General features: G+C 44.9%; 18 protein-coding genes. 4 read left to right on the top strand and 14 right to left on the bottom strand.

Annotated elements, in window-relative coordinates; translation table 11 throughout:
* Positions 1 to 45: 45 nt before the first annotated feature.
* The 11 genes from ABD894_RS07175 to ABD894_RS07125 all read right to left on the bottom strand — a co-directional run bounded on the left by ABD894_RS07175 (position 46) and on the right by ABD894_RS07125 (position 12,200).
* Positions 46 to 4,602: a hypothetical protein gene (locus tag ABD894_RS07175; protein ID WP_345210321.1), complete on the bottom strand. Its 4,557-nt coding sequence runs from the start codon at positions 4,600 to 4,602 to the stop codon at positions 46 to 48.
* Between the two features lie 80 nt (positions 4,603 to 4,682).
* A complete protein-coding gene (locus tag ABD894_RS07170) occupies positions 4,683 to 5,099 on the bottom strand; it encodes a GPW/gp25 family protein (protein ID WP_345210320.1) in 417 nt (138 codons plus the stop codon).
* Between the two features lie 27 nt (positions 5,100 to 5,126).
* Complete coding sequence (locus ABD894_RS07165) at positions 5,127 to 5,420, bottom strand: PAAR domain-containing protein (protein ID WP_345210319.1); 294 nt, start codon at positions 5,418 to 5,420, stop codon at positions 5,127 to 5,129.
* 44 nt (positions 5,421 to 5,464) lie between these two features.
* Positions 5,465 to 7,099 (bottom strand): type VI secretion system tip protein VgrG, encoded by a 1,635-nt coding sequence (gene vgrG, locus ABD894_RS07160; protein ID WP_345210318.1) that lies wholly within the window; start codon positions 7,097 to 7,099, stop codon positions 5,465 to 5,467.
* 24 nt (positions 7,100 to 7,123) lie between these two features.
* Entirely contained in the window at positions 7,124 to 7,810 is a 687-nt protein-coding gene (locus ABD894_RS07155; RefSeq protein WP_345210317.1) for a CIS tube protein, read from the bottom strand.
* On the bottom strand, positions 7,810 to 7,968 hold the full coding sequence (locus tag ABD894_RS07150; protein WP_345210316.1) for a DUF5908 family protein: 159 nt from the start codon (positions 7,966 to 7,968) through the stop codon (positions 7,810 to 7,812). The genes ABD894_RS07155 and ABD894_RS07150 overlap by 1 nt, the downstream gene beginning before the upstream one ends.
* 5 nt (positions 7,969 to 7,973) lie before the next feature.
* Entirely contained in the window at positions 7,974 to 8,441 is a 468-nt protein-coding gene (locus tag ABD894_RS07145; protein WP_345210315.1) for a phage tail protein, read from the bottom strand.
* 3 nt (positions 8,442 to 8,444) lie between these two features.
* Positions 8,445 to 8,882, bottom strand: a complete 438-nt coding sequence (locus tag ABD894_RS07140) for a phage tail protein (RefSeq protein ID WP_345210314.1) — start codon at positions 8,880 to 8,882, stop codon at positions 8,445 to 8,447.
* Between the two features lie 51 nt (positions 8,883 to 8,933).
* Positions 8,934 to 10,379, bottom strand: a complete 1,446-nt coding sequence (locus ABD894_RS07135) for a phage tail sheath family protein (protein WP_345210313.1) — start codon at positions 10,377 to 10,379, stop codon at positions 8,934 to 8,936.
* Positions 10,380 to 10,392: 13 nt separating this feature from the next.
* Entirely contained in the window at positions 10,393 to 11,577 is a 1,185-nt protein-coding gene (locus ABD894_RS07130; protein WP_345210312.1) for a hypothetical protein, read from the bottom strand.
* A gap of 8 nt (positions 11,578 to 11,585) precedes the next feature.
* The gene (locus ABD894_RS07125; RefSeq protein ID WP_345210311.1) at positions 11,586 to 12,200 is read right to left on the bottom strand and encodes a Pvc16 family protein; all 615 of its coding nucleotides are present in this window, start codon (positions 12,198 to 12,200) and stop codon (positions 11,586 to 11,588) included.
* A 526-nt stretch (positions 12,201 to 12,726) separates the two neighbouring features.
* On the opposite strand from ABD894_RS07125, the gene ABD894_RS07120 reads away from it, so the two are divergent.
* From ABD894_RS07120 to ABD894_RS07110, 3 genes are all read left to right on the top strand, one after another.
* Complete coding sequence (locus ABD894_RS07120; RefSeq protein WP_345210310.1) at positions 12,727 to 13,542, top strand: N-acetylmuramoyl-L-alanine amidase; 816 nt, start codon at positions 12,727 to 12,729, stop codon at positions 13,540 to 13,542.
* Positions 13,543 to 13,660: 118 nt separating this feature from the next.
* The gene (locus tag ABD894_RS07115; RefSeq protein ID WP_345210309.1) at positions 13,661 to 13,879 is read left to right on the top strand and encodes a DUF4287 domain-containing protein; all 219 of its coding nucleotides are present in this window, start codon (positions 13,661 to 13,663) and stop codon (positions 13,877 to 13,879) included.
* A gap of 59 nt (positions 13,880 to 13,938) precedes the next feature.
* Complete coding sequence (locus ABD894_RS07110; protein WP_345210308.1) at positions 13,939 to 14,568, top strand: 4'-phosphopantetheinyl transferase family protein; 630 nt, start codon at positions 13,939 to 13,941, stop codon at positions 14,566 to 14,568.
* A gap of 6 nt (positions 14,569 to 14,574) precedes the next feature.
* On the opposite strand, the gene ABD894_RS07105 is transcribed toward ABD894_RS07110, so the two are convergent.
* Both ABD894_RS07105 and ABD894_RS07100 read right to left on the bottom strand, forming a co-directional pair.
* Positions 14,575 to 14,853, bottom strand: coding sequence for a hypothetical protein (locus ABD894_RS07105; protein WP_345210307.1), 279 nt, complete (start codon positions 14,851 to 14,853; stop codon positions 14,575 to 14,577).
* Positions 14,854 to 15,037: 184 nt separating this feature from the next.
* Complete coding sequence (locus tag ABD894_RS07100; protein ID WP_345210306.1) at positions 15,038 to 15,979, bottom strand: PorP/SprF family type IX secretion system membrane protein; 942 nt, start codon at positions 15,977 to 15,979, stop codon at positions 15,038 to 15,040.
* A gap of 716 nt (positions 15,980 to 16,695) precedes the next feature.
* On the opposite strand from ABD894_RS07100, the gene ABD894_RS07095 reads away from it, so the two are divergent.
* Positions 16,696 to 17,112 (top strand): response regulator, encoded by a 417-nt coding sequence (locus ABD894_RS07095; RefSeq protein WP_345210305.1) that lies wholly within the window; start codon positions 16,696 to 16,698, stop codon positions 17,110 to 17,112.
* A gap of 30 nt (positions 17,113 to 17,142) precedes the next feature.
* Here ABD894_RS07095 and ABD894_RS07090 read toward each other — a convergent pair whose 3' ends face one another.
* On the bottom strand, positions 17,143 to 18,240 hold the full coding sequence (locus tag ABD894_RS07090) for an endonuclease/exonuclease/phosphatase family protein (protein ID WP_345210304.1): 1,098 nt from the start codon (positions 18,238 to 18,240) through the stop codon (positions 17,143 to 17,145).
* Between the last annotated feature and the right edge of the window lie 2 nt (positions 18,241 to 18,242).

Here is an 18,242-nt window from a genome sequence, read left to right as displayed (position 1 = left end):
AGTAGTTTTTTATAGAGATGCGCTGTTTTGAATTGGTTTGGTTTTTCAGGGCTTGCCTGTGGTATCGTTATTGGTATCAGTGGTTTTGTCCGCGTCTGTTTTTTTGGCAGGCGCTTCCTTAGCTTTTTCGGTTTTCACTACCGGCGTTCTGGCTTTGGCCACCTTATCATCGGCAATGGTTTTTACCACTATCTTTTTGTTGTCGAGCAGTTTATCAACCGTTTTTACATCTTTCAGTATGTTGTCGCCTTTTACCACGTCAGTACCTTTTACAATGTCGGTTGGTTGCTTTACCACTTCAATTTTATCTTCCTTTACCTCGTTGACAGGTTCTATAATATCTTTTTTAGGTTTGGGTGATGGATTCCATGTGGGTTGTTCCGGATTCACTGTATCCTTTGGCGGCGTGGTATCCTTTGGCTCTTCTTTAGGTGCTTCAGGCGCGGGTTGCGCGGGCACTTCCCTTGCCTTACGTTTTTCGCAAGGAGTAAGCTGTACCGGTTTATCCTCAAAAGGCAAAATAATATGGTGCGGTGCCGATACCAGCAGGGATAACTGGGTAGATGGCTGCGCGATAACATCGCCAACAAAGTAGCCCTGTCCGTTCAAAAAATGCTCAATATCGTTACAGCCTGTTACCTGATCTAACGATTCGATAAAGCCTGTTTTGGTTACCTCGCCGGGTTTAGCTTTGGCCGATCCGCAGCACTCATCGCGGCAAACACCCATCAAAAAGTCGGTTATAAAATCAACATAAGGGCGCTGCTCAATAAAGGTAATAATGGCCGACGCGTAGATCTTCTGCCCGAAATCGGCTTCTATCTTTTCGTCGAAAGCCCATGGGGTAAGGTATTCTACAATTTCCTGGTTCAGTTTTTTGAGGTGATAACCTTTATCAACCCCGCTTAAAAACTTCACCCTGAAAAACACCAGCACCTGCTCGTAAACCGGGTTTTTGACATGCACCTTTACAAACGGCGAACTTACCGTTCTTAAATATTTAGCTATTTCAATTAAAGTAAGCCTGCTGGTTTTAGGTTGCAGCGGATTGGCCGCGTTGTTATTTTTAAGGTTAGGCACTGGCACCACCAGTACATGGCCCGATGCGCGCACCGGTCCGCAGCAATCAGCTTGCGGAGCGCCCGTGGTACTGCGGGTTGTTTTTTTACGGCAAAAGCAACGCGGATCGGTATTCGGGATACATTTCACCTTGAACACGCTCGGGAATTTATCCAGCACAAGGTGCTCATAATCCCAGGCGGTAATGGCACGGCCTTTATGCCTTAGCCTTTCGCTTACGCGGGTATAGTATTCTTTACCAACCTCCCTGTGTTTGCCATCAAACGAGGCGAAAGGCTGCTGTACCTTGCTCACCTGCGATACCGCTACCGACAATTTGCTGATAGAACCGGCAGGCAAAGCGTTATCATAATGCGCGGAACTGTTATCCTGATCGAAAAACTCCGCTTCGGTGGCTTGTGCTATTACATCTATCAGTTGCGCAATACGATCTGCATTGGTGGTTACGCTGGCGCAAAACCAGTACAGGCCATCGGTAATAATGGTGTGGCTATCATTGGCATCGGCAGGTACATCCAGTTTTACAATACCGGTGGTTTGAAAACCGTAAGTACTGTCAGATACCAGGTTCTCCACATTCAGCGGCCGCCATTCGTTATAAGTAAGGTACGACCAATTGATCGCCGGCGGCTCATCATCTTCGTTAACGGCACTGCCTGGAGCAAATTCAAACAGTAATGATAAAGTTTGCAGCGGCACCAGTTTCTCCAGCCCAATGAACAGCATCCCTTCTTCCTGTATGGTGCCCGAGTATTGGTTGTTTTTACCGGTGAGCCTGTCGTTGAGGCCGCTGGCATCGTACATCAGTTTGGCCAGTATCCTGTCGCCAATGTTTTTACCCGGTGTGGCGGTATTGGCATCGTACACCATCAGGTCGCCCAATTTTTTACCGCCCTTTATCCCTGCATCCTGATAAGTTACATCGCTGTAATCGTCGACAGTATCTGATACCTCGGTTTTGTATATATTGGTTGGATTTACCCAGGTAAACTGCGGCAGCAACAAGTTATTAGCGTTAACGATCAGCTTATCGATGATCGCGTCTTCAATTTTTCTTCTTCCTAATACGATCTTGTCCCCGGCTAATATGGCGTCTTTCTTACTTGGTTTAACGGTGATGCCGGTTTCAACCGTGCCGAAAGGATAGATATGAAACACCTGATCGATACCCTGTTCAAGCGTTCTTAATACTGACAGATAACTTACCGATATTTCTTTTATTTGAAATTCAGGCGCACGGTTTAAGCGGTCTTGTATTTCGCCGCCTGTCCATACCAGGTTATCAATTTTCAGGAAACCTTTGTCGGCATTTATTTCGAGGCCATCGAAGTATTCTATCGGTTTACGGGCCAGGCTTACTTCCTTAACTTCGCCATTATCGCCGTTAACAAATGTATATTCGTTTAAAATATTGATGGTAAGGGTTTCCTGCCTAAAATCTGATCCGTAACTGTTGCACAGGCGTTTCCAGGTTCTGTTATACAGTACGCTTACCCCATATTCATACCCCTCTGAAGAGGCCATTGCAAACTGCGTGTTAGCAGTGCTTTGTGTTTTATTGATGTTTACGGATAGATAGCCCAGCGGTTTATTGAACACCTCATCGCTACCCACATAAAACGACGAACCTTGCGCGGGTATGGCACTAAACGGATCGAACGGTTTGCCTGCGGGTAAAACACCGGCATCGGTTTGTATAATCAGGTTCTTTAAACCATCGAAATTACCATTGTAATTAGGCTGTTTTTCATCGCCGGGCAGCGGATTAATGGAACCTACTTTTACAATCAAAGCCACATCGTTAACCCGTAATGTATTGTACACCGTAGCCGGGATATCAACCTCCGGACCGATCAAAAACTCCATTACCGGATAGTTGGTTTTATAAGTATGACCGGTGTGCACCTTGGCATCAAAACCAACAATACCGGCTTCGGCTATTGATATATACAGGTAGATGCCTTGTAGCTTTTCATCTACAAAAAAACCGCTTTCGGTATAGGCCGGGTCAAATATACCCTCGTCTATAGCCCTTGTAAAACTTTCTTTTTCGGTAGCATCGGTAATTTGCCTGTCAATGGTGAGCCAGCCTTTTTCGCCGCTTAACGCTATCTGCACATTGGCAAGCATATCCGGTTGTTTTAAAAGCAATTCGGATAGTGCAGGCACACTGAAACCCACAAGCCTGTTACCGCCCTGCAACAATAATTGCGGCGAGGCGAGCGCGAAACCTACAGTAGCTTCGTTCCTGCTGTTCAGCTCAATTTGCGCGTTGTTAATATAATCGCACATATTAGCCGGTGTTGGTTTGCTAAGGCTGTTGCCAAAGGTTGGCCACTTAGCGCCGGGTTCGGTAAACTTTTCGCCGTAGCCATCTTTTGAATTGGCTACCGGTTTGGCATATATGGTGGCTATGGTCTTTTGTTCTTCGGTAGCTTCGGCAGGCGTTTTCTCAATAAATATATTTTTAAGTTCCTTTACCTTAGCCTGGTTTATTACAAAACCGTCTTCGGTTTTGTATACCTGCTCTTTACCTGTGTTATCTTTACCGGCGCTGAGGGCTGTGCCTTTAGCCAGGTCATATTCTGCCACATTTTTAGCCAGCTCAAACACCACGAATACCTTATCGGGCACGGCAGGTTTTTCTGCCAGGTGCAGCACATCGCGGTAGTAAAAGTTTAGCATTTTATCGGTAAGGCCGTTCATTTGCTGCTGCGCCAAACTGAACAGTTTTATAAACGCGATGAACAAGGCCATGTAAGGTTGATGTGCCGGATACTGCGTTAAAGCGTACTCCACATAACTCGGCGATTGCTCTACAATATTGCTGATGGCGCCATAAAACGCATGGAAGATATCATCAACATACAGAGCGGCATTCAGTATGCGTTCTTCGGCGGTTAAACCCTGGTATATTTCAAAATCAGGGTCGGCATCGTCATTCAATCCCCAAAGGTTTTTGTTAGCAATGCGACCATAATCAATATTTAAAACTGTTTTTGAATCTACTATAATAAAACCTTCTTCGTACGAGATAGCCTTTTTCAGCTGCGACCGCAGCGATGAGTTGATGGCCAGATCCAAATCTTCAAACAGCGGGTTCTGCGGCAAGGCCACGGTGTACCAGTTATCAATTTTGGCGGCTATTTTAATTACCTCATCAAACAGGGCTGTAAACAATTCGGGGCTTGGTTCATCTTGCAACTGGTTGCTGATCGCGTCATAATCTGCCTTGATCTGCGCCAGGTTAACCTGCGCTATCGAAGCTGCTATTACTGCCATATCACGCTTAAAAAACTCGGCCCAGCTTACCTTTTCGGGCTTGGCACCATCGTCTGGCGCGGGGCTGTCGGGCATATCGTAAAACCTGATCTGCTCCGCGTAACCCGCGGCAAAGTTCAGCAGGTCTTCGGTACTTCTACCATCAATTGATACGTAAGCAGGGTCGAGCGCTTTCAGGTAGCGTTCTAACTGGCCCGAACCTTTAAGATTTATCTCGTTATGGCAATTACAGTTTTCCATTTCAGCATATATTTTGATGTTCCGGCCTATAAAAACCGGTTTGGATAATGGTTTATTTAATTGATCAGCACTGCCGATCATCAGGTGGCTATATTGGTGGCTTCTTTTATATAAAATGGATATACATAGTTATAGCGCGTATTGGTGGTTATAATTTTGTATTTCACGTTGATCTCCAGTATTCCTTCGTTTTGCAAAGCTGTTGAAGTAATTTCTTCTACAATGATGCGCGGCTCGTTATAAATAAGCGCGTCTTTCACTATCTTCTCTATCATAGCTATTGACGGGGTATCCATCTGATCGAAAACATGGGGCTGCAAATTGCAACCGAAGGTGGGCAGCATTACACGCTCGCCGTTGATGGTAGAGAGGATAATGCCTATACTGCTGTATACATCGGCCTCGTTCACCAGCATATCTACGGTAGTGTTATCCCTGCGGAAAGTTGGCGGAAAGCTCCACCCTGTTCCTAAAAATGATCTGTCTGTAATTGCCATTGCTGTAGTATTTCTTTGTTTTTAAAATCAACCTCCAATTAATACGGTGGGGCACCCTGCCATTATGCTGCCGCCATGCGCCGTCATATCGCCCATGCGCGCGGCCGGGCTTCCGCCAATCATTACCGTTGCCGAACCCTTGGTGATACTATCGGGCGGACCGGCACAGGTACACATATTACCCACCGTTGCGGCCGGTGAACCGCCGATAAGCACCGTTGGCGCGCCGGGCGGTAAAATTGGGCCACCGGTATGCGGACTGCCGTTGGGGTTAACCATTGGGCATACATGGTTATCGCTTACGCGTGCTGCTGGTGGCATTTGCTTGTGTATTAATGTTGGTTATATAATTTCTTTTCAGGTGATCAGTTGATCATTACCTGCATGCCTTTGATGGTTACGTTACCACGGCCTGCTTGTATGGTAATACCACTGGCTTCCATTTTTATGCTGTTCTGGTTCTCATCCGTCATGCTGAATGCTCCCGAACTATCATTCAGCACGATAGTTTTGTCGCCGCCCGGTGTTGTTACCGATAGGGTGAGGCGCTTATTGGTATCGTCAAATACCAGCTTCACCCCTTCTTTGGTTACAAAGCCATATTGTTCGGCACCTGTATCAATGGGCAACGGGGCTTCGTTGGTGCTGCTGCTGTGCAGATAACCTAAAATGATAGGCTCACGCGGATCATCGTTTAAAAAACCCAGTACTACTTCGTCCTTCTCCTGCGGCCTGAAGTATACGCCCCGTTTAGGCCCTGCATCCAGCGTGGCTACACGTGCCCAAATCCCTTCATCGCCCGATGTAATGGTGGGTACTTTTACTTTCACCCTATACTGCCCGCCTTCGGGGTCGGTTACTTCTGCAACAGTGCCTATCAGCAAACCGTTAACGCCCGGCAATAAGCCCGACGCGGGTTTATCCATTACATTTTCGCTTTTGTAAAACCAGTCTTCCTGCCAGCCAAATTGTACGTCGGTGAGCCATGTGCCATCAAAAACATGCACTATCCCGCTCACAAATACATCGCCGTTAAAGCGGTCGCCAACACCGGCCAGGGTGATAAGGGTACCGGGTTTTATAGCGGCATTGCCCTGCACACGCACACGGCCTACGTTTTTCGACAGGTGATTGCGCAACGCATAAGCATCGGCCCAGTTTTGTAACTGGGGTTGGGTAAGATGGCCACTATGGTTCAGTAATACTTCGGCACCCAGCACATCGCCCATGGCAGATGCCGGGATATTACCGTTATCACTGAACGACGAATCGCCCGGGTCTGACTGTTCCACCTGCTGCTGGGTATAATCCCATGATATGCCCGACACAGTGGCTACATGCCTGCGGGCATCCATTTCGGCTTCCAGTTCAAACACATTCATGCCGTAGGTGGCTGTTAATACCGATGTGCCTGTGGTAGTTGGTTTTTTCACCACCAGCTTGCCATCATCGGTGAGTACCAGCATGCCGTTGGCTTCGGCACGAGTAAGTATAAAATCCCAGTCGGTGGTATCAAACTGTACCAGTTGCGGATGCGTTACCGATGTACTTTCCACATCAGGCTGATAAGCAGCCGCTAATGTTTCGATGATCTCGCTGTCTGTTTTTTTGCTGTAGTAAGCGCTTTTACGGGCTGCTGTTAATTTAATGGCCTCGTCTTTAGCCTCTATCATTAACAGCGAAGCGCCATTTTGCCTTATTTTGATGGCGTGTTTTATAATGATGCCCTTAAATACGGTTTCCACATTGCTGTGATAGCCTAACTGCACCTCAATTTGGTTGCCTGGTTTATAGGTATCATCGGCGCTCAGGGTAAAATCGGCTTCGGATGCCGAACCATCAATAAAAACAATTTTGGCATAAGCCACCTTGTTAAACGTTTTGTTTACCATTATCCGCGATAGCAAAACTTCATTGCTCAGCACCGTTCCGTTTATCAGAACCTTCTGGCTAACTACATCGGCTGCCGGCTGTGTGCCCGGTGGTAGACTATCTAACATATCTGTATCAGTTATTATTGATGATTATTTTTTTACCTCTATCGGCGGGAAAATGAGCGTGGAACCGGCCTTCAGCTTGCGGAAGTTTTTGAGCTTGTTTACCCTGGCCACCTGCAAGTAATAGCTTTGATCTTTGTAGATCTGGTGGGTAAGCAGGGGCAAAATATCCCATTCCTTTACCTGTACCGAGTGTGTAAGATCGGGCGAGGACAACATGCTCAGGATACTGCCGTACGAATTTGGCGTACGCTCAACAAACGTGGCGCTTATTTTAGCCCTGATGGGCAGCCCCGTCATATCAAACATGGTATAGGTAACCGTTGATGAAGTGAGCGCGCAATTGCACAAGAACAAGCCATACTGTACCAGAAGGTAATGCGGCCGGTGCTTGGTGCCATCAACCGTGGTGGTTGCCGCCCTGAACAGCAGTATTTGCGCCGTTACCGGTATCTTAACGCCATTGGTGTTTACACCCGTTCCGTCAAGTATCAGCTCAAGCGTAAACTTGCGTGGCTGCACACCTAAAAACCCCGGATCGGCACCGGCCTGGCCGGGCGTTTTGCTCAGGCTCCATACTACATCCTCGGTAATGGCAATATTCTCCGGGTTAAACATAGCCAGGAAGGGTACCCCTAAAACGGGGATGCCATTTTCGTCGGTTTGCAGTATTTTGAGGTTGAAGGGCAATTTTGCCGCACTTTGAGTATCCATCAGCGTTCCTTTTTTTCTTTAATTATTTCCAATACCTTTTCTATGGCATCTAATTCGGCCTCGTTGCCGCCTGTGGGTGTATTGGCCTGCGTGCCGTTGTTTGTGGGCGCGGGGTCAACTACTGTTCTTATAATGAGTTCGTTTATCTGTACCGGCATGGTTGCTACATTTTACGTTCAAAATACTGGTAGGCCAGTTCAATGGTTTCTACCACCACAGAGTTATCGGTCGCTTTAAAATCAGAAGTTGACCATTTGAGCGGGTAAGCCTGCACCACGTTCCACACGGCATAAGGTTCGCCCGCGTCGTTCAGCAGGGTAATCATCAGGTCGGCAGGTTTAAAATCATAAACAGGTACAAAAAAGTAAGTGTTCATGGCCGATTTAAACCAATCCAGCAAAGCTGTACCCTTTAACAAACCCCGCTTAAGCACCAGGTTAGGATATTTAGCCCGCTTCGGAAACTTATATACAAACCTGTTCTCGCCGCCTTCGCGTACCTCTTCCGTTTCAATCTCTACCGATAGGCCGCTTACTTCCTGAAAGCGCTGCTCGGTATCGCTATCGGCACCACTTACCCCAATAAATTCAACCTTAAAGTAAAAGCTTGCCGGTGGGTAGTAGGTTGCCATTGCTTACGCGGTTTTTAGGGTGATGCCTTCGTGTACCAGCTCAATTGATTCGATAGCGGTTTCGTTACCGGTGGCCTTTAAACCCGGACCTTCAATTTTTACCGGCCATGCCTGGGCTACACTCCATACAAAAACAGGGTTGTTCTCGTCGTTTAGCAGGGTAATAGTAATATCGCGGCGTTCAACACCGGGGTTGCCTTTGTTGTTCAGCCAATCGTAAAACTCGTTGTTGGCGGTTAGCATCCCTCTTTTCAGGGTGATGTTGCCTGCCTTTTTAAGGCCCGGACTTTTCAGCGGCAGCGTGGTTGACGACATGAGGCCGTCCCTGTATTCAATTGCCTGAACTTCCTGCGAAAGTCCGCTTACTTCTGAAAAACCTATAGGTGCCCCGCCGCCCAATGAAACACTGAAATGGAAGACCGGTAATGGATAATTTGCCATTGTTGTAGTTTTTTATGTTTACAATATTTTTAATACGATTATTTAGGTTGATTACGAGGTTTGCAGCATTTGCTCAAACTTCAGCACGATGAACTCGGCTGGGCGGGCGACTGCCATACCTATCTCAATGATGAGGCGGCCTTCCAGTATATCAACAGATGTCATGGTGCTGCCAATGCCTACGTTCACAAAGTAAGCTTGCTCGGGCTTAGCGCCTGCAAGGGCACCATCGCGCCATTTGGTGAACAGGTAATTTTCTATCATGGCCTGCACCTTTACCCATGTTGACGAGGTATTAGGCTCGAAAACGAACATGGCAGTTGAGTTTTTGATAGATTGCTCAACCGTGATAAAGAAGCGGCGTACGTTGATGTATTTCCACTCGTTATCGTTACCGTTAAGTGTACGGGCGCCCATTACCAGCGTGCCGAAGCCCGGTGAGTTAAGGATAGCGTTCACTGATTTACCGGTTTGGTCGTTAATATTGAGCAGATCCTGATCGGCACGTGCTACTGATACGGTTGGTTTTACCACATCATTGATAGAGACGTTGGCAGGCGCTTTCCAAACGCCGCGAGAGGCATCAACCCGGCAATAGATACCGGCAACAGCTGCCGATGGCGGCAATACGATATGCTGGTTTTTATACTGCCCAAGCACGTAGTTGTACAATACCGACGATGTATTTTTCAGTGCCGAAAAAGCTTGGCCCTGCTTGTCATCCGCCGCGGCAGGTGCTGCACCGTTAACGGTATAATCGGTAATGGTAAGCGCGTCAAAATCAAACTCATAATTGTAGGTGGTTTCGAGGTGCGGATAGTATACCGCGCCGTATTGCCTTATCAGCGGGTCGGCATTTACCGAATCAATGGTTCCGGCCACGTCAGTACCTATCGAGCTGGTTGATTTTGGCACGGTTGAAAGGCGGGTATCCAGTATAGCGAAACGATCTTTCAGGTTTGCGGCCAGGCCTATCAGGGCCTGGTTAAGTGAGTTAAATTCACTTTCGCTGGTGTATACAGCTTCAGGGCTTAACAATATAGTCGGGCCATCCTGCGCGCCTGCAATGGTGATACCTGCTTCAAGGTCATCAGCATCAACAGTACCGGTATACAAAGCCACCGATACAATGTAACAGCGGCTGCCGCCATTGGCAAAGTAATGTTTTACAGCATGGTACAAGTTGTGTTTGCCCATGGCATCCTTATTAGGTGTAATCACCGCGCTGTAACCGGTTGTTTTGGTACCTGTTCTTTTTTCGTCAACAACTATGCTGATATTGGCCGCAGCCTGTACAAACGGACCGCCAAAGTATTGCACGTAATCGGCCATACTGTTAATGGGGGTTGGTACCTTCAAAAGATCGTTCGCGGCCAGGTTGGTAGCTATTTTGGTATAGCCGATAAAAACCGGTACGGCAGATTCTACTTCTGCAATTGAAGGCGGTAAGGTGGATACTTCCTCTACATATACACCGGGTGATCTGTAATTTGCCATTGTTTATTGTTTTTTAAAGTGTTATGAATACATCTGAATAAATAGTGGGGAGGCTGCCCGCATCGATACTACCCGTTGAGGGATAAGGCAGGCTTGATTTTATAATGGTTTCTTTTGGTGTTTTAACATATTTCGATAGCGAGATGATCAGGTCTTTAGCCACATTGGTTGATAGGGCGTAACGCTCTTGCAGGGCAATGTTTTTGGTGGATATAAACACGAAATTGCTATCGGTATTACTGGCCAGTTTAAACTTAATGGCGGTATCGTTAGTAGCCACGGTAAGCTGTTTTATAAAGTCGGCTTTTTGCACGGCTGTAAGCTTGGCCATTTCAATATAAAGCGGACTGGTGGGCTGCAATTGAATATTATAACGCCAGGTAGTTTGCCTGTTTTTAAATAAAACCGTATATTTAGGTCGCTTTACGGTTAAGGACAGATCGGGCTCAACAACCCGGTAATTTGCCGACAGCAGCTTTGACAACGAAAGCTCAATAACCCCGAACATTGGCTGATCGGCCATGTTGCCCAGGTAATAAAATTCATCGCTTACTACATTGCTGATAAGCAACTGGCAGCAGCCCAATGGCAATGCCGACAAATCAACATATATTTCAGATTTGCCATTTTGCGAGGTAACCAGTTTGGCGTTCACCTTTGCCCCGGTTAAAAGGTGTTTTACCTTAACGGCAGCCGTAGTGGTAACGCCCGCAAAATGGAAGTTATAGTTTTTTGATACCTTTTTGAGCTGATCTGCAGCGCCGTCAACCCCGGTAATATTTTTAGATAGGTGCAGGTCGTCGCGCAGCGCGGTTTTATCAGCTACCTGGTTGCCAAAGTAGTAGATCTTATTAGCCTCTTTCGAGGTTGGCAATACGTTAAAATTGATCAGGTCGGGTTTTTTAAGCAGCATAACAAAGGTCAGCTTATCTGCAACCGTAATAGGGTAACCCAATAACTCGTTACCGCCCGGTGTTTTACCCTTTGTTTGCACCAATACGGTAAAACCGCCACTGTTATCGATATTTTTAAATACCATTTTTTTGGCCTTCATAAAGGCTAAGGTTTCGGGCGTTGGCACGATGTTGAAATCGAGTATCGGCGTGGCCTGGTATCCACGGCATACCTTATTGTTATAAAAAGGCTGCTTTACAGATAAGCTCAACAGTTCGGTATATTTTATGGTGATGGTTGCCATGGCGATTATCAGTTTTCAACAAAGTTTAGTTCATTAATAGCTGCCACCTTTTCGTCGCTGCGGGTTTCAAATACGGTAAGCATTTTAACCCTGTACACGGCGCTGGGTATATATTTTGAGCTAAGCATGCCCCATAGGTTGTTCTGCTGTTCAAAAGTGAGGCTCACCAGTTTTACGCTCAAACGCTCAATAACCTGCCAGGCCTTGTTAACCGGATCAACCACCGACTGGTTCAACGACGGATATTTTTGCGCATCAAATACGGTATGCGATTGAAAGAAAGCGATGATATTCGACAGGTCGCGCAGGGCGGTTGGGTAGTCGGAATTATTGGCTACCAGCAGCAGGTACAGGTCGAGTTCAACAGGCGGATTTAGCTGGATGAACTTTTTATCGTCAGTAGGTACAAAATACGATTGCTTGCCTTCCCTACGCTCCTCTTCAATATTTACCAGCGATAAGGTAACATGCGTACTATCGCTAACATTGATATCGCCGTTAGGCAACACAATTGATTTAAGATCAACCACGTTGCCAATACTATAGTTGGCAGGATCCTGCTCCCGTTCAACTATGTAGGCTTCCAGTTCTTTTTTAATAAATTCAAGCGTAGTGCGAATCATATTTTTATCCTGTTAATAAAAATTATTACTCTTACGGTTAGTTAATTGGTTGTTGATAAATACCGGGCAATGCCATCGCCTAAGTATTTACACTATATCATATTGCGCTGCGGGCAATACCTTTATTTAGTTTTTCTATCAGATCAGGGGGTAGATGTAACCTTCAAAAAATGCTTTATCTTTCTAAACATTACGGTTGTAAAAGTAGATGCTAACACATTGTACAACAATCGTATATACACTATATTAAATAGGTGTTTTAACGGTATATTAGTAGTGATTTAACTCGTGCATTCTTGCCCGAAAAATCCAATTATTGTATAACAGGTGTTGAGATGAACCTGCCTATACGCGCTTAAAACAAACTTTATACTTACTATTTATTTCGGCAGGGTGTTAACCCGGCCACGCATAACACATACGGATGGTATCGCCCCGCGCAGCTTATGATACGCCGGCGTATATTTTTCGGGGCTTTACGCCATCTGCTACAAAAAGAATTTGAACCTATAAATTATAATTTTTTATGAAAATCGTTAATCACTTATTGTTTGATGACAACGGAAACCAGGTTGCTTTCAAACCTACCCCTAACAAAAAAGGGCCTTACACCCCGCAGTATTTAGTAATACATTACACCGCCGCCACTTCAGCATCTGGCGCTATTAACTGGTTAACTGACCCTACAGCCAAGGCATCAGCCCATTTGGTTATTGCCCGCGATGGCAAGGTTACCCAGCTGGCGCCATTCAACATTGTTACCTGGCATGCCGGTAAAAGCACATGGAAAGGCCTCGTTGGCCTCAATCAATTTTCGATAGGGATTGAAATTGTAAACGCCGGGCGTCTGGTGAAAAAAGATGCCAAATGGATATGCCCCGTTGATGGTGCCGAAGTACCTGCCGACCAGGTTGTAGTTGCCGCCCACAAAAACGATGGCATTTCTGCCGGCTGGCAAACTTACACGCCTCAGCAAATAGATGTAACACAAAAAATTGCCGACCTGCTGGTTAAAACCTACGCACTGAAAGATATTATAGGGCACGATGATATTTCACCTATCCGCAAGTCAGATCCGGGTCCGGCATTTCCAATGACCAGCTTTCGTGCACATGCCTTTGGTACCAGCAGCGTAAACGCGCTAAAAACTTCTGCAACCGTGAATATCCGTGCCGGTGCGGGCGCAAGCTTTGCCACCCTTGCCAAACCGCTGCCACAAGGCACCGTAGTAAATGGCCTCGCCACCAACGGCGACTGGACCAACGTAAAAATACCGGGCCTGTATGATGGCAAAACTGATCTGCAAGGTTGGATCAGCACTAAGTTTTTGGTAAAGGGCTAAAAAGATATATTACAGTACGGCAGGTTTATAGCGCTGCCGTACTGTAGAAATATTAAGGAGGCTTGATTGCGATGCAGAGATTGTTCTGTTATATTTATGCCGATAAAGCATTATATCTATGTCGTTTCAAGCTTATTTAGATAACATCAAGATCAAAACAGGTAAAGGCCCTGAAGATTTTAAGCAATTAGCTACCGAGAAAGGTTTTTTAACCGGCAACCAAATTACTCCGGGCGTTAAGGCGGGCACTATAACAGATTGGTTGAAACAGGATTTCGACCTGGGGCATGGCCATGCCATGGCTATTTACGCGCTGTTTAAAGGAAAAACAGCATAATATATTTTATTATTGCTTTGCGTATATTCGGCACAATAGGGATATACAACACACGGTAAATGGCTATTCAACTATTATATTGTTTTAATAACGAAGTGGATGGCCTTGTGGTAGATGAATATTTACCGCTACTGCCAATCAGCATACATACCGAGATCACCCGGTACCGCAACGTTAACGATCAACGGGTAAGGCTATTGGCCCGACTGATCATACACCACGCCCTAAAGCGCGATAACGCGCTTCAACTTTTTAATAAATGGGAAAGGGATAATTTTAACAAGCCGCAGATAGCGGGTTGGAAGTTTTTCAATATCTCGCACTCAAAAACCCTGGTTACAGTAGCCTTTGGCGATTCGCCGGTGGGGATTGACGTTGAAAAAATAAGGGAGATCAATATTGATGACCTGATCGGTCAGTTTCATCCTGAAGAAAGGGAATACATACAGCAGTCGGGCGACCGCTTGACTACCTTTTATCAAATTTGGGCAAAAAAAGAAGCGCTGCTTAAAGCCACCGGCAAAGGTTTACTGGATGATCTAACATCGTTCAGTTGCGTTGATGATACCCTGCTGTATAACAATCAGCGATGGTTTTTACAGCGGATAGCTATCGATCCGGAATATATGTGTTACGTGTGCATGGATTCGGAGGATGAAGAGGTAGTGATTGAAGAATTTGCTATGTAACCTTTATTACCCTTTCGGGCGACGCCATACTAAAATCGCAACTGCGATGAAAGAAGGCGGCCGGAGGCCGCGAAATAGTTGCCACTCGGCTGTAGCCGTAGCGGCTGTTGCTTTTTTTATTTTAAACAAAAGCACTGCCCTAACATACACGAAAAAATGCGGCATCGTAAGGAACGGATAGCACAGTCCCTGCCTAAGCACAACCTTTAAAAGTTCCTTGCGCAGCCGCGACTTTTCTTTTTTGATACTTTTTTCTTTTGAGAGAAAAGAAAAAAGTACATCCACTAACGTTCAATTAAAGCACTACCATTCCTAACGAAGAACTGATGGCATACTTCCGTTTAAATCCGGTAAGCTGAAAGCCTTACCAGTGCTGCGTCACGAGTTACGCTATGCTAAACTCATAACTGCTATGAAAGCAAGCGGCCGGAGGCCGCGAAATAGTTGCCACTCGGCTGAGCTTTCCCTTTTACAAAACCCCACCACTCTCTTTAGCAGTACTTCCAAACCGAAAACCCAACATAATTTCGTGAATGCCGTTACCAAAACCTGCTATGCGGCTGGTGCCTACCTGGTAACTATAGCCAATTTGTACCGCGTTAACATTGAAAGATAATATCCCCGCTATTGAGCCCCGGGTATTATAATTAGCGCCGATACCGAATACTTCCTTGGTGTAAAGGATGGCGGATATATCGGCTTCTACCGGTATAGATGGGGTGTAGTTAACGAGTGTGGCAGGTTTGAGTTTAATATCGTCTGATAGGTCGAACACATAAGCTCCCGTCAGGTAATAACTATTACGAAAATTGGCATCTGTTTGCTGTGAACCTGTACCCAGGCTGCGAATAGTTAAGCGCGGCAGCGATAGGCCGAGATAAAATTTATCCGAATAATACATCACCCCAAAACCAATATTGGGCTTGTTATCATCTATGTTATTACGAAAGTTAGGATCAGCCCCGGTAGGATCAAGCGAGGTATAATTGGCTCGATAAAAACGGTAACCCGCGTTAATAGATACCCCTAAATGCTGCGTACCTGCTAACTGTATTGATTTGGCGAAGAAAGCGTTCAGCTCGGTAAGCCGCTCAATGGCTACCTGGTCGTTTTGTATCATTAAACCGGCCGTTGCCCCTATTGAGCTTAGTGGCAGATATCCATTGACCATAACCGTGGTAGGCGCGCCTTCTATACCTGTAAACTGCTTGCGCAGTAGTGAATTAACCGCGCCATTATCGCCGTGTACTAAGGAGTATGCCGGGTTAAAAGGCACCAGGTTATTAGAATACTGATTAAAACTTTTAAACTGCTGCGCTTTCGAGCCGACCGATAAAACCAGCAAGCTCAGCAACAAACTAACGGCGACGTATAAGCGGCTACTTGTTTTATAACTAATGTATCTTTTCATGTTCTGTTATTGTAATACTGCTGTTCCGGCATTTTAATCTTCGGCCGGAAGATCTTCTCATTGTGAAAAGCGGTTTAACAATTGAACAGGCGGTGTTATTATTGTGAAAGGCAGATTCAAACATTTGCAGTGCCCGAAGCAAACATTCTGAAGTGGTTATGTTGAAGCTATACTTCGCAGGCTTTTACGCATTCAAAATAAAATAGTTTCCTTACCGGGTGGCAAAGTGTGGTACAGCAGGTGAGCAAAGTGTGATAACTTTTCGAAAACGCAATATTTAAAGCATTAAAAAACAAAAAATTAACAAATAACAAGTAGATGTTCAACCACACTTTTTCTCATAATAATGTAGGCATATTGTATAATATTAGTTAAAAGCGCATCGGTATATTTGATATGAGTTTTTTTCAAAATCGTTATTAGTTATGATTTTTAAACAAGTCCTTTGTCACGAAAGGGCTTGTTTGTTTTATCACAATATTTTGCCTTTATTTTAAGCGTCATTAGCTGCTGAATATAAGGTAACAGGCGCTAAAGTTGTAACCTTGTGCCGTGCATGCATGTTAAGTAACCGTAAAAAAATAGGCCGAAAGCAGGTTAAATAATGTGCACCGATAATATTTGAAGTCACCAATTAAATTTAGCTTTATGAAATATGCTGCGGCAGGTTTTCGTGGCAGATAAAGAAGTTTTAATTATAAGTTTTTATTGAAAATATGGGTGGGAATGATTTATATGTTAACATTTTCTGTATAGACGACAATCAACTGAACCATTATATATTTGAAAAGTTTGCCCACAAATTAATGGTAAACGCGCAGATCACCAATTTTTTAGATTGCAGAGATGCATTAACAAAACTTTACAGCATTAACAATTTAAAGGATTTACCCGACTATATTTTTTTGGATATCAACATGCCCATTATGAGTGGCTGGGATTTTTTAGATGAACTTAACAACCTGCATATCAACACCTGGAATAAAATAGCTATTTACATTGTTAGCTCATCAACCTTTGCGCACGACAAGGAAAAATCATTGCAATATTCTATTGTAAGGGAGTTTATATCGAAACCCCTGCAACAGGAAAAATTAAAAGAAATATTTAATATTGATCAGCCATTTGGCTAAATGGCTTGCGGAAGAGGAGCGTTATCCGGCTTACTTGAGTTGCAGATCGCTGTATACAGGGTAATGGTCAGAAATTCTTTCGGGGGTGATATGGTAGCTTAGTACGTTAAAATGCGGGCTTGCCAAAATATAGTCTATTTGAAAAGCCGCGAAACCGCCATTGAAAGTTTTGCCTAATCCCCGGCCTTTATGCTTAAAGGTATTTTGCATACCTGCCGCCATTTGGTTAAAGGTATAAGAATTGGGCGTATCGTTAAAATCGCCCAAAAACACATAAGGATACGGGCAGCGGGCAGCATGGTTACGGATTATATCAACCTGCATACTGCGCAAAATAAAACCACGCTTTAGCTTTTGCATTATTTTTAAAGAGCCTGCCCTTCTTTGCGCATTAAAATTCTTTAACAGGTAGTAATCATAATAATCCAACTCGATGGATTGCAGGTGAAAATCGTAAACGCGTATTACACGGTTTTTATATTTCACATCAATAAAGATGCACTGGTTCTCGTTTTTAAGGTTAGATAGCCTGACTACCCCTTTGTTAACTATCGGAAATTTTGAAAAGAGGGCAAGACCCGTTGAGTCGTTCGGAGTGATTATAAATGGCTCAAAATAATATTGATCAGTACCTAATGTTTTCTTTAGAGAATCGCATATCCTAAAAACAGAAACTCTCGAATTAAATTCTTCCATGCCGATAATATCCGGCTGTAGTTCATTAATCAAATGCAATATACGCCTGTGTGCTTGCTCTCCTTTAGGGAGCTCATCAATCGGGTTAAAATTACGCACATTATAAGTCATCAACCTTATATGTTCGTTTTTGGGGTTGGGGTCCGCAAAAAAATGCAGACCAATGATATTCAGTAAAATACCCAGTCCCAATAATATACTTACGCCTGAAACCAGCGAATAACGCCATTTCAACCGTAGCATCCAGTAAACTACAAAAACAAGGTTTACTGCCACCAGCACCGGGTAGCCAAGGCCCAATATCGCCAAAGGCCAAAACACCTGCGGACTGATAACTGCCGACAGGTAACTAGCCAGCAGCACAGCGGCAGCCAGCCAGTTAGCGTAAAACAGCAGCTTTTCGGCCTTAAGTAAATTTGTTCTGAAACTCACTT

This window comes from Mucilaginibacter gynuensis (assembly GCF_039541195.1).
In the GTDB taxonomy this organism is placed as follows: Bacteria; Bacteroidota; Bacteroidia; order Sphingobacteriales; family Sphingobacteriaceae; genus Mucilaginibacter; species Mucilaginibacter gynuensis.
Note: the sequence above shows the minus strand (reverse complement) of the source record. Positions and strands in the feature narration are given on the sequence as shown.